15 protein-coding genes are annotated in these 11544 nt (G+C 73.7%); 6 read left to right on the top strand and 9 right to left on the bottom strand.

The window, feature by feature from the left end:
• Positions 1 to 57: 57 nt before the first annotated feature.
• The 5 genes from E4K62_RS06855 to E4K62_RS06835 form a co-directional block, all read right to left on the bottom strand.
• Positions 58 to 564 (bottom strand): prepilin peptidase, encoded by a 507-nt coding sequence (locus E4K62_RS06855; RefSeq protein ID WP_135065289.1) that lies wholly within the window; start codon positions 562 to 564, stop codon positions 58 to 60.
• A gap of 1 nt (position 565) precedes the next feature.
• The gene (locus tag E4K62_RS06850) at positions 566 to 865 is read right to left on the bottom strand and encodes a DUF1905 domain-containing protein (protein WP_135071055.1); all 300 of its coding nucleotides are present in this window, start codon (positions 863 to 865) and stop codon (positions 566 to 568) included.
• A 2-nt stretch (positions 866 to 867) separates the two neighbouring features.
• A complete protein-coding gene (locus E4K62_RS06845) occupies positions 868 to 1671 on the bottom strand; it encodes a glycosyltransferase family A protein (protein WP_135065286.1) in 804 nt (267 codons plus the stop codon).
• Positions 1672 to 1740: 69 nt separating this feature from the next.
• Positions 1741 to 2658 (bottom strand): L,D-transpeptidase, encoded by a 918-nt coding sequence (locus tag E4K62_RS06840; protein ID WP_240742847.1) that lies wholly within the window; start codon positions 2656 to 2658, stop codon positions 1741 to 1743.
• Entirely contained in the window at positions 2655 to 3095 is a 441-nt protein-coding gene (locus tag E4K62_RS06835; protein ID WP_240742846.1) for a DUF2809 domain-containing protein, read from the bottom strand. The genes E4K62_RS06840 and E4K62_RS06835 overlap by 4 nt, the downstream gene beginning before the upstream one ends.
• A gap of 163 nt (positions 3096 to 3258) precedes the next feature.
• On the opposite strand from E4K62_RS06835, the gene E4K62_RS06830 reads away from it, so the two are divergent.
• The 3 genes from E4K62_RS06830 to E4K62_RS06820 all read left to right on the top strand — a co-directional run bounded on the left by E4K62_RS06830 (position 3259) and on the right by E4K62_RS06820 (position 6424).
• On the top strand, positions 3259 to 4479 hold the full coding sequence (locus tag E4K62_RS06830) for a serine hydrolase domain-containing protein (protein ID WP_135065283.1): 1221 nt from the start codon (positions 3259 to 3261) through the stop codon (positions 4477 to 4479).
• Positions 4480 to 4547: 68 nt separating this feature from the next.
• The gene (locus tag E4K62_RS06825; protein WP_135065280.1) at positions 4548 to 5771 is read left to right on the top strand and encodes a sensor histidine kinase; all 1224 of its coding nucleotides are present in this window, start codon (positions 4548 to 4550) and stop codon (positions 5769 to 5771) included.
• Entirely contained in the window at positions 5768 to 6424 is a 657-nt protein-coding gene (locus E4K62_RS06820; protein WP_135065277.1) for a response regulator, read from the top strand. The genes E4K62_RS06825 and E4K62_RS06820 overlap by 4 nt, the downstream gene beginning before the upstream one ends.
• Positions 6425 to 6430: 6 nt before the next feature.
• Here E4K62_RS06820 and E4K62_RS06815 read toward each other — a convergent pair whose 3' ends face one another.
• The 4 genes from E4K62_RS06815 to E4K62_RS06800 are packed head-to-tail and all read right to left on the bottom strand — an operon-like array spanning position 6431 to position 9154.
• Positions 6431 to 6997, bottom strand: coding sequence for a mismatch-specific DNA-glycosylase (locus E4K62_RS06815; protein ID WP_135065274.1), 567 nt, complete (start codon positions 6995 to 6997; stop codon positions 6431 to 6433).
• Positions 6998 to 7009: 12 nt separating this feature from the next.
• Positions 7010 to 7999, bottom strand: coding sequence for an aldo/keto reductase (locus tag E4K62_RS06810; protein ID WP_135065271.1), 990 nt, complete (start codon positions 7997 to 7999; stop codon positions 7010 to 7012).
• A 36-nt stretch (positions 8000 to 8035) separates the two neighbouring features.
• Positions 8036 to 8377, bottom strand: coding sequence for a hypothetical protein (locus tag E4K62_RS06805; protein ID WP_135065268.1), 342 nt, complete (start codon positions 8375 to 8377; stop codon positions 8036 to 8038).
• Between the two features lie 3 nt (positions 8378 to 8380).
• A complete protein-coding gene (locus E4K62_RS06800; protein WP_135065265.1) occupies positions 8381 to 9154 on the bottom strand; it encodes an SDR family oxidoreductase in 774 nt (257 codons plus the stop codon).
• A 129-nt stretch (positions 9155 to 9283) separates the two neighbouring features.
• Here E4K62_RS06800 and E4K62_RS06795 point away from each other — a divergent pair, with 129 nt between their 5' ends.
• The 3 genes from E4K62_RS06795 to E4K62_RS06785 are packed head-to-tail and all read left to right on the top strand — an operon-like array spanning position 9284 to position 11298.
• Entirely contained in the window at positions 9284 to 9916 is a 633-nt protein-coding gene (locus tag E4K62_RS06795; protein WP_167747752.1) for a GntR family transcriptional regulator, read from the top strand.
• Complete coding sequence (locus E4K62_RS06790) at positions 9913 to 10398, top strand: OsmC family protein (protein WP_135065259.1); 486 nt, start codon at positions 9913 to 9915, stop codon at positions 10396 to 10398. Before E4K62_RS06795 ends, E4K62_RS06790 begins: the two co-directional genes overlap by 4 nt.
• A 27-nt stretch (positions 10399 to 10425) precedes the next feature.
• Complete coding sequence (locus E4K62_RS06785) at positions 10426 to 11298, top strand: sigma-70 family RNA polymerase sigma factor (RefSeq protein WP_135065256.1); 873 nt, start codon at positions 10426 to 10428, stop codon at positions 11296 to 11298.
• Positions 11299 to 11544: the final 246 nt, after the last annotated feature.

Here is an 11544-nt window from a genome sequence, read left to right as displayed (position 1 = left end):
CAATCTAGCCGCGGCCGTGAGCCGCGCCCCGGGGCTTGACGCTCATCGCGCGCGGGGTCAGTCGCCGGTGAAGGCGGGCACGGCGGCGGCGAGGATCGCGAACCAGGCCCCGCCCAGCATCCACGGGCCGAACGGGATCGCCGTGCGCGCCCGGGCGCGGCGGATCAGCAGCAGCGCCACGGCGTAGAACCCGGCGAGGAGGAACCCCGCGAGCGCACCCACGAGCACGCTCTCCCAGCCGAGGAACCCCAGGTACGCACCGATGACGCCGGCGAGCTTGACGTCGCCGCCGCCCATCGCGGCGGGGCGCAGCATCCGCAGCGCCAGGTAGAACGCGAACAGGGCGAGGGCTCCCCCGACCGCCGGCAGGAGTCGCTCCGGCGCGCCCTGGGCGATCGCCGACACCGTCAGCAGCACGGCGGCGATCGGGTAGCCGGGCAGCACGTACCGATCGGGCAGGCGGTGCGTGCGCGCGTCGATGACGGCCAGGACGACGGACTGCACCGCGAACAGGGCGTACGCGAGGAGCGCGCACGCCACGGCGGCACCGAGCGCGACGGTCATCTCAGCCGTCCAGGATGTCCAGGTCCACCGTGACGGGGCCGCCTTCCACGAGCCCCTCTCCTTCACGCACCGCGCGCTTGAGCGGCAGCGCGTAGGTGCCCGACGAGCCGGGGAAGATCGAGGTGCGCCACGTCGTCTCCCCCACCGTCGCCGCCACGCGCACGGCGCCGAAGCCGCGCGCGACCGGCTGCATGACTTCGCGCACCTCCGCGCTCAGCTCCTCCGGCACGTCGGCGAAGAACCACGCCGTGTCCTGGCGCGCCTGCCACCGGTAGACGCGGGTCTCGAAGCGCAGGTGCATCGTCACCGCCGGTTCCCGGGAGCGGGCGCGTCGTCGCGAGGCCACGTGATGTCGCCCGCGCGCAGGGGCCGGGCGCTCTGCGCCTCGTGCGCACGATGCCACGGCGAGCCTTCCGGCCAGCTCGCGGCGAACGTCGGGACGACCCGCCACACCCGTCGCAGCAGCGCCGACGGGCGGGCGAACGGGCGTGCCGACACCGGCATCCGCAGGTCGGGGTCGTAACGGACGCCGTCGCTCGGGCGCAGGTGGATGGTGAGGTCGAGGTCGTCGTGGATGATCGGGTTGGTCCGCTCGACCTGATCGCGCACGCGCTCCCACACGCGCGAGCGCATGGCGAAGTTCGATCCGAACACCAGCGGGACGCCCAGCCACTGCTTGACCCAGAACGTGCCGCCGCCGATGTACCAGTGGTCGCCGAGATAGCGCACGAGGGGTGTGGCGCCGTAGAACTCCGAGCCGCCGGTGAGCACGCCGAGGTCGGGGTCGGCGGCGAAGGCCTGCGCGATGCGGGCCACCCAATCCCGGTGCGGACGGGAATCCGCGTCCAGGCGGGCGATGAGGTCGAACCCGCGTGCCTCGTCGTATCCCCGCGCCGCCGCCGGCCAGATCCCCACGAGCGACTCTGTGATCACTCGCGCGCCGTGCCTCCGGGCGACGTCGGCGGAGTCGTCGGTGCTGACGTTGTCCACGACGATCACCTCGTCGGGCCGGCGCGTCTGCGCCGCCAGGGCCTGCAGACACTCCTCGAGGTAGGGCGCGTCGTTGCGGCACGGGATGACGACGGCGATGCGCGGGAAGACGGACACAGGGGCCAGGCTACTCGCGCCTCTCGCCGGGTGCGGTGGTGGCCGCGCCGCATGCGGCGACCGTCCCGGTCAGCGGATGACGACGGGGGTGCCCACCGGCAGCTGCCCGAGCCGCGCGATCGCCTCGGGGCCGAGCCGCAGGCAGCCGTTGGAGATGCCGCCGGAGCGGGCGTCGTGGTAGTGGAAGGCCGTGACGGCCACCGGCGCGCCGCCGAAGCCGTCGAGGGTGGGCGACTGGACCGAGAGGTAGACCAGCGGATGACCGCGCGTGTACGTCAGCGACGGCTCCGAGCGCACCATCATGACGAAGGAGCGGCCGCGCGGGGTCGGAGTGCCCTCCGCTCCCCACGCGTAGTCGTCGGCGACGCGCTCGCGGGCGCCGTCGCGGCCGACGACGTCGATCGTGCGTGCGGAAAGGTCCACCTCGATGCTCTGCTCCCACGCCGACAGCTCCACGTCCTGCGCGCGCACCCACCCGGTCACCTGCCCCGGGTTCCCCGCCGACGGCAGTGCCGCGCGGCCGGTGAGCAGCACGTGCAGCCAGTGCTCCTGGCGTTCGATCACGGGCACCGTCGTGCCGTCGTAGAAATGGTCGCGGGGCAGGGTCGCCACCGGCGCCTGCCCGGGGACGGCGAAGACGGGGATGCGTTCGGCGTTGGCGCGGGCCAGATCGCCCGTGAACGCCCCGGCCGGGTCGGTGTCCACCGGAAGCGCGGGGATCACGGCGTACACATCGACCTGGGGAAGCTGGTCGAGCGGATACGCCGTGGTGTCGGCGGGAGCGCCGCTCGGAGTCGGAGTCGGCGTGGGCGTGGCGCTCGGCACCGCGGCCGGGCTGGTGGCGGCAGGTGAGGCCGCGGGCGGTGCGGCGGGCCGCGTGGATGCGATCCACACGGTCACCGCGCCGGCGGCGACCAGCACGGCGGCGACCGCCATCGCGATGGCGCGGGCACCGCGCGAGCGGGGCGCGGGTCGGGGGTCGGTCACCGTCCCATGCTCCGCTGTGCGGCGCCACGGGGCAAGCCGCCCGAGCCGTCCGGCCGCGCCCGCCGCGTCACCAGAACGTCGACAGCGGCCGCCGCGGCGACGGCGCAGACGTAGACGACCAGATCGCGCGGGTCGAAGACGGTTCCCAGCACGAGCAGAACGGGCGGGAAGGCGGCACCCCACGTCAGGGGCAGGCCCGTCAGCTGGAACACCTCCACGGCGACGCACCACGCCGCGGCGGCGAGCGCCACGCCGACCCGCCGGCGCGGAAGCAGCAGCACGCCGGCGGCATACACCGCCGCGGCGTACAGCGCGTCACCCGCGATGTCGGTGGCCGCCGTGTCGGGCGCGAGGCCGTGGACGGCGAGCCCGGCCACCACGATGACCGCGAGCGCGGCCGAGGCGGCCCACCGTCGCAGCCGCACGGGAGACATCATGCTCCCCATCATGGACGACTCCCGCTAGCGCTCGGGCGTGGGGTTCTCGCCGTGAGGGCTGGGCCTGGGCCACTGATCCGCCCCGCGGGGCCTATCCCTCCGGACAGGGCGGACTGATCGTGCGGCCGGGGTGCGCGGCATCCGCGGTGCGCAGGCTGGAGTCATGGATGCACAGACCCCCACCCCCACCCCCACCTCGACCCCCGATCGGCGTCGCGCCCCGCGGGGACGCATCGCGCTGGCGGCGACGACGGCCGCCGTGCTCGTCGCCGGTGCGCTGGCCTTCGGCGCGGCCGCCCGCACGAGCGCGGCCGACCCTGCCGAGAGCGCGCTGGAGGAACGCCTGCAGTCGCTCGTGGACGCCGGTTACCCCGCCGCGCTGGCCTCGGTCACCCGCCCTGACGGCACGAGCATCGACGTGTCCGTCGGCGACGGCGACCTCGGCTCCGACCGCGAGACCCCCGAGAATGCGGAGGTGCGCGTGGGCAGCAACACGAAGATGTTCGTCGCCACCGTGGTGATGCAGCTGATCGAGGAAGGCGCCGTCTCCCTCGACGAACCGATCGAGACCTACCTGCCCGGCGTCGTCACCGGCGACGGGATCGACGGCGCCGCCATCACCGTCCGCGATCTGCTGCGTCAGACCTCGGGCCTGCCCGAGTCGTCCGAGGTCATCGCCACGGACCCGTTCGGCATGCAGGACGTGTACATCTCCGGACGCGACCTGCTGGACATCGCCCTGGCCCAGCCCGCGACGTTCGCGCCGGGCGACCGCTGGGAGTACAGCAACACCAACTACATCGTGCTGGGCCTCCTGGTCGAACGCGTCTCGCAGCGCCCGCTGTGGGAGCAGATCGACGAGCGGATCGTGCAGCCGCTGGAGCTCGAGCACACCTACCTGCCCGTGCCCGGCGAACGCGAACTGCGCGGGGCGCACGTGGAGGGATACCACGCCGACTTCCCCGGCGAGCTGAGGGAGATCACCGACATGGATCCCGCCTTCGGATGGGCCGCCGGCGCGGTGGTGTCCACGCCCACGGAGATGAACCGCTTCATGCAGGCGCTGCTGGGCGGCGAGCTGGTGAGCGAGGAGAGCCTGGCGCTCATGCAGGACACCGTGCCCGCCGACGATCCGTTCCACCCCGACCTCGGCTACGGGCTCGGGCTGCAGACCTACTCGCTCGAGTGCGGGGTCGTGTGGGGTCACGGCGGCGACATCCCCGGCACGCAGACGCGCAATGCCGTGGCACCCGACGGCACCGCCGTGACGATCGCGGTGACCGCGCTGCCGTGGGCGATCGCCGACCCCGCCGACGAGGCGCTCCTGCTGCCGAAGTACGAGCTCGTGATGGATGCCCTCGACGAGACGCTGTGCGACTCGTGAGCACGGCCTACCACGACCCGGCTGCCGACGCGGATCCGCGTCGGCAGCCGGCGTGGTTGACTTCCTCCATGCCCGACGCTCCCGCCACCCCGGCGTCCCGGGTGCGCGCGGCGGTGGCTCCGGTGCTCACGGCCGCCGTCGCCCTGGGATACGTCGGCATCGACCTCACCGGCGTCGACGAACCGGTGCTCTCGCCGCTGCCTCCCCTGGCCCACGCCGCCCTGGTGGTGCTGCAGGCCGTCGCCCTGCTGTGGCGCGATCGCGCGCCGCGCACGGTGCTGGGTGTCGTCGTGGCGCTGGATCTGCTGATCCTCGCCACCAGCGGAGGCCAGCTGGGCATCGGCTCCCTGGCCGTGCTGATCGCCGTCTACGCCGTGTGGCGGCGGGAGTCACCGGGCGCCGTGGCGACTCTCGCCGGCGCGGCCATCGCGACCATCGTGGTCAGCGCGACCGCGATGGCGGTCGCCGGCCTTCCCGTGCTCTTGATCGTCGTCGCCGCGACGGCACGGGTTCTCCTCCTGTACGCGCTGCCCGTCGGAGCCGCCGAATACGTCCGCAACCGCGCACGCCTGACCGTGGCGGAGCGCGAGCGCGCGGCACTGATCGAACGGGGCCGGCGCGAGGAAACCGAGCGCGCCCTCCGCGCCGAGCGCACCGCCCTCGCCCGGGAGCTCCACGACATCGCCGGCCATCACCTCTCCGGCATCATCGTCACCGCCCAGGCCGCCTCCGCCCTCGCTGCCACCGACCCGGCGCGCACACGCGACCTGCTCGGCACCGTGCAGGAGGAGGCGCGCACGGCACTGGCCGACCTCCGCCGCACCGTGGGGCTTCTGCGCGACGATGCCGCGGACGCCGACGGGCCCCACGCACCGGTCGCGACGCCGTCGCTGGCGCGCGTGCCTGACCTCGTGGCGCACGCGCGCGCGGCCGGACGCGGTGTCGAGCTCGAGATGGACGACGCCCTCCCCTCGCTGTCTCCGCTGGCCGACGCCACCGTCTACCGCATGGTGCAGGAGTCGCTCGCCAACGTCGCGCACCACGCCCCCGGCGCCGCATCCGTCGTGCGCATCGAGTCCGCCACCCGGATGCTGCGGGCTGCCGTGAGCAACGACCGCCCGCCGGCTCCGGCGCCCGCGCCCCGCCGGACCGACGGCTACGGCCTCGCCGGGATGCGTGAACGCGCCGACCTCATCGGGGCCCGGCTCACCACCGGCCCCACGCCGGACGGCGGCTGGCGCAATGAGCTGGTCGTCCCCCTCGGGGCCGACGTGGAGGAGGAACGCGCATGATCAGGGTGCTCATCGCCGATGACCAGACCATCGTCCGCGCCGGCCTGTCGGTCATCCTCGGCGCCGAAGCCGACCTGGATGTGGTCGGTGAGGCCGCCGACGGCGCCGAGGCGATCGCGCTGACCCGGTCCCTGCGCCCCGACGTGGTGTGCATGGACATCCGGATGCCCGGCACCGACGGCATCGCGGCGACCCGCGCCATCTCCGCGGACGCGGAGCTCGACACCGAGGTCCTCGTGCTCACGACCTTCGACATCGACGACGACGTGTTCGCGGCGCTGGAGGCGGGCGCCGCGGGCTTCCTGCTGAAGGGAGCCGATGAGGCGACCCTGGTCGCCGCCATCCGCTCGGTGGCCGCCGGCGAGGGCACCCTCGATCAGCGGCTGACCCGCCGCATCCTGCGGGAGTTCACCGCGCGCCGCCGCGCACCCCAGCCGCCGGCGGCCCTCCCCGTCGCCCTCACCGAGCGTGAGCACGACGTGCTCGCGCTGCTGGCCGAGGGGCTGTCCAACAGCGAGATCGCCGCACGCCTGTACGTCGAGCCGACCACCGTGAAGTACCACCTCGCCCAGATCCTGCAGAAGACCGGCGCCCGCGATCGCCTGCAGGCGGTGCTGTGGGGCATCCGCGCCGGCGCGATCGAGGTGCGCTGAGGCGGGTCAGGGCAGGACGCCGGCCGCACGCGCGGGGGCGGCATACGCCTCGGCGAGCGTACTCACGGTGTCATGGGCGTTGAGCCCGCTCGGGTTGGGCACGACCCACGTCTCCGCTCCGCCGATGCGCTGCTCCTGCCGCCCCGCCTTCGCACGGGGACGGTCGAAGCCCTGCCGGTACGCCGTCATCCCCACGACCGCCACGACGCGGGGGCGCCAGCGCGCCGCATCCGCCGCCACCCGCTCCGCCCCCGCGCGCAGCTCGGGGCGCGTGAGCTCGTCCGCGCGCGCGGTTGCACGGCGGACGAGGTTCGTGATGCCGATGCCCGCCTCCAGGATCATCGTGCGGTCGGCCTCGTTCAGCGGACCCGAGAACGCGGGGAGCCTCGGCAGGATTCCCGCTGCCACGAGCGCCGGGTAGAAGCGGTTGCCGGGGTGGGCGAACGGTGTCCCCGTGGCCGCCGTCCACAGCCCCGGATTGATTCCGACGAACACGAGCCGGGGCCGGGCGGGCATCAGATCGGGGATCGTCGCGTCGCGGTACGACTCCAGTTCGGCGCGCGTGAAGCCCATGTCAGCAGGGTGTCACCACAGGGGGTGGATGTGCGCGCGCAGCCGCTCGTCGTAGACGCGGTGCACGGCGGCATCGAAGCCGGCCAGGTCGCCGCTGTCCACGAGCGCCGCGGCATCCGCGTTCGCCTCGGCCTGTGCGGGGTTGCGCGCGCCGGGGATGACGCTCGTGATGCCCGGCTGCGCGGCGATCCATGCCAGCGTCGCCGCCGGCAGCGGCACACCCGCCGGCAGGGCTGCGGCCAGCTCGGCTGCCGCGGCGACCCCGGTCTCGAAATCCACGCCCGAGAACGTCTCGCCCCGATCGAACGCCTCGCCGTGACGGTTGAAGGAGCGGTGGTCGTTCGCGGCGAACGTCGTGGCGGCGGTGTAGCGGCCGGAGAGCAGGCCGGAGGCCAGCGGCACCCGGGCGAACACGGCGACCCCGGCGGCGCGCGCGGCGGGAAGCACCTCGTCGAGGGGCTTCAGCCGGAACGGGTTGACGATGATCTGCACGTTCGTCACATGCGGGCGGGCGATGGCGGCGAGCGCCTGGGCGCACGTCTCCACCGAGACGCCGTACGCGGCGATCGCCCCCTCGGCCACGAGCGCGTCCAGCGCGTCGTAGGTCTCGTCCGCCTCGATGACGGCCGAGGGTGGGCAGTGCAGCTGCACGAGGTCGAGCGTGTCAACACCGAGGTTGCGCCGGGAGCGCTCCGTCCAGGCCCGGAAGTTCTCCGGCGTGTAGTTGCCCGGCTCCTGCGCCATGCGCCGGCCCATCTTGGTCGCCACCGTAATGCCCGCTCCCGGCCGCGAGGCGAGGAAGCGGCCGATGATAGTCTCGCTGCGCCCGTCGCCGTAGACGTCGGCGGTGTCGAAGAGGGTCACCCCGCGGTCTGCGGATGCGGCCAGCACGGCCGTCGCGTCATCCTCGCCGACATCGCCCCAGTCGCCCCCGAGCTGCCACGTGCCCAATCCGATGACCGAGACCGAGCGGCCGGTGCGGGCGAGTTCGCGCTGCTGCATGGGGGATCCTCTCGTGCCCGGCGGTGTGCCGGCCGACTACGACCCTGCCACACCCGCGCCGCGTGCGGCGGGCACGGTCACGGGAAAGGTGACCGTGCGCGGGACCGCTCGCTCGCGTTCACCGCTGAGGGCGCCGCGCCGCGGATCGGCGACGAAGACCTCGACCGCCCGGGGATCGGGGAAGCGCAGCAGCTGCACCTCGTCGGGGTCGGTCTCCGCGCCGTCGCCGAAGACGCGCAGGAACACCTCCGCACCGTGATCGGGGAGAAACGCCAGGACGGCGTCCTCGTAGTCGTGCAGATCCTGGAGCCGCCCCTCACGGGCCCACAGGAGGCAGCACAGCAGGTGATCGTTCTGCGAGTCGTCGCGTGCGGCCATGCCTCACACCCTCGCAGAAGCGCCGGCGCGCGTCATCAGGTATTCCGGCCACGTGACCGCTCCCCGTGCCGCTCCGGGCCCGGCGAGGTTGCGTCCTTCGCGGTAGGCGGCACCGATCGCCCCGCCCAGCGGCACGCGCACCGTCGGCCGTCGTCGCCGTCTGATCCGCAGCAGCGGGCCCACGATCTCCGGCACGTCCAGCACGGCCGGCCCGGCGAGGTCGGGGACCCGGCCTGCCGGCGCGCCCAGCGCGATGCGCGTGAGTCTCGCGGCCACCTCGGCGACCTCGACCGGCTCGAAGCGCAGGCCCCGCGGCGCGGGGACGACCGGGAACCGGGCCATCGCCCCGATCGTGGTGAGGATGAAGTCGTGGAACTGCGCCGCGCGCAGGATGCTGTACGGAACCCCGCACGCGCGGAACTCCTCCTCCGCCGCCGCCTTGGCGCGGAAGTAGCCGATCGGCATCGCGTCGGCCCCGATGACGGAGATCAGGACGAGGTGCGCGACACCGGCGCGGCCGGCCGCGGCGGCCACGTTGCGCGCCGCGACATCGTCGCCCTTGCGTCCGCCGGCCAGATGCAGCACCACGTCGGCGCCATCCATCGCGGCGTCCAGCCCGGTCCCGGCGACGGTGTCGCCGCGCAGGACGGCGATGCCGTCCGCGCCGGAGTGCGCCGTGCGGCTGAGGACACGCACGGCCGCGCCCTCGGCGCACAGCAGTGGCACGACATGGCGTCCGAGGTTCCCGGTTCCTCCGGTCACGAGCATCGCGGGCATGGTGGTCTCCGTCTCCGGGCGGGATGTCGCCCGATGCGATGACGGCGCAGCGTGCCGCGGTGTGACCGCCGCGTCGGCGCACCGCGCTTGTTGTATGCAATGTCGTGTTGTGCATGCAATACTCGCCGCATGGCTGAGGTGTACGAAGCATTGAAGGACCTCGTCCTCTCCGGCGCCATCCATCCGGGCGTGCGCGTATCGGAGGCCGAACTGTCGGAGCGGCTGCATGTGTCCCGCACTCCGGTCCGCGAGGCGCTGGCCCGCTTGGAAGGGGACGGCCTCGTGCATGCGCGCGGCCGGGGCGTGCGCGTCGCGTCGTTGGACGTCGCGGCGCTGGTCCTGGTTCTGGAGGCCCGAGAGGCGCTGGAGTCGTGGGCGGTGGGCCGCGCGGCCGAACGCGTCGCCGCCGGGCTGGTCCCCCCGGCGCGCCTGGCCCGCCTGCGTACGCTCGCCGCGGAGGCGGACGAACGCACGCGCGCGGGCGAACTCGCGTCAGCCGTGTCGGCCAACCGTGAGTTCCACCTCGCCGCAACGGCGCTGTGCGAGAACGCGCTCGTGCAGCGCACGCTCGAGGGGTACTGGAACCTCATCGCCATCGCCACCCGCGCCGGTTTGGACGAGGCCCGCCGGGCCGACAGCGTCGACCGGGAACACCGCGGGATGCTGGATGCGCTCACCGGCGGCGACGCGGCGGCTGCGGCCCGCCTGGCCGCCGACCATGTCCGTCGGACGCGAGAGGTCCTGTCGAAGGAGGACTCATGAGCCGCGCGCACACCTACTCCCTGTCGCTGGAGTGGACCGGCAACCGGGGCACCGGGACATCCGGCTACCGGGACTACTCCCGCGATCACGTCGTCGCCCATCCCATGGCCCCGCCCATCCCCGGCTCCTCGGATCCGGCCTTCCGCGGGGATCCCAGCCGCTGGAACCCCGAACAGCTCCTCGTCGCCTCCCTCTCGCAGTGCCACATGCTGTGGTACCTCCACCTCGCCGGAACGGCGGGGATCGTCGTGACGGAGTACCGCGACGACGCGACCGGCACGATGACGGAGGACGCCACCGGCGCCGGCAGGTTCTCCGAGGTCGTGCTCCGCCCGCGGGTCCTCATCACTCCCGACAGCGACCTGGACCTCGCCGAACGATTGCACGGCCAGGTGGGCGACTACTGCTTCATCGCCCGCTCGGTGAACTTCCCGGTGCGCCACATCCCGGTCGTCACACGTGGGGCGCCCATCCCGTCATAGCCCTGACGGAAGAGAGCGAGCGGCGACATGACCGACCCCCGGATGCTGGCCCGATGGTACGAGTCGCAGCGCCCGCGCCTGGTCGCCATCGCCGTCAACCTCCTGAGCGACGCCGCTGAGGCCGAGGACGTCGTCCAGGAGGCATGGCTGCGCTTGCAGCGCACCGACCCCGCGGGAATCGACAACCTCGCCGCATGGATGACGACGGTGGTGTCCCGGCTGAGTCTCGACGTTCTCCGCTCCGCCCGCCGGCGACATGAGGCACCACTGAGCGCCGAGCGATGGCGCTCGCACGCGTATGTTGCGCCCACCCCGGAGGAGGACGCAGCCGCCGCCGACCGCGTCGGCGTCGCCCTGCTCGTGGTGCTCGAGACCCTGGGACCTGCCGAGCGGCTCGCGTTCGTCCTGCATGACGTCTTCGGCCTCTCCTTCCCCGAAGTGGCCGCCATCCTCGACCGCAGCGAAGCGGGGTCCCGGAAACTCGCTTCGCGCGCGCGTGCCCGTGTGCGCGGCGCGGCGCCGTCGCGCACGGCGTCGCGCGCGGACGACCGGCTGGTCGCGGCGTGGCTGCGCGCGGCGCGGGAGGGCGAGTTCGCGACGCTGCTGGAGCTGCTGGATGAAGGCGCCGTGCTGCGGGCCGACTACGGCACGCACAGCGAGACGATCCGCGGCGCCCGCGACATCGCGGGGCGTGCGGCGCTGTCGGCAGCGCTCGCGGCTCGCTCCACGCGCATCCTCGTCAACGGACGTCCCGCCGTGGCGGCGGTGGTGCGCGGCCGCGTCGTGTCGGTGATGATCTTCGGCATCCACCACGGGCGCATCACCGCCCTGGAGGTACTGGCCGGCGCCGAACGACTGCGCACCATCGCGGGGCTGGATGAGGCGGTTGGGCTCGCCTGACACGAAACTGGGGCTCCCGCTCGCGCTCGCCGCTCCGCTACTCTCGCCTGCATGGCATACACGAAGCACGGGGCGTTCGGCCGCCTCGCCCTGACGCGGCTGCGCAGCGCCTGACGGCGCGCCCCGCTGACTGAACAGCCGGTCGCTCCGCTCCGGACCCTGCACCCGGACCCGCGAGCGTGACCCTCCGCCCCTCTCCAGGGGCGACTCGCGCCGCGTCGTCCGCGTGCTCCGCACCCGAGTACG

This window comes from Microbacterium wangchenii, from assembly GCF_004564355.1.
GTDB lineage: Bacteria > Actinomycetota > Actinomycetes > Actinomycetales > Microbacteriaceae > Microbacterium > Microbacterium wangchenii.
The sequence above is the reverse complement of the archived record's forward strand: the minus strand, read 5'-3'. Positions and strand labels throughout refer to the sequence as shown.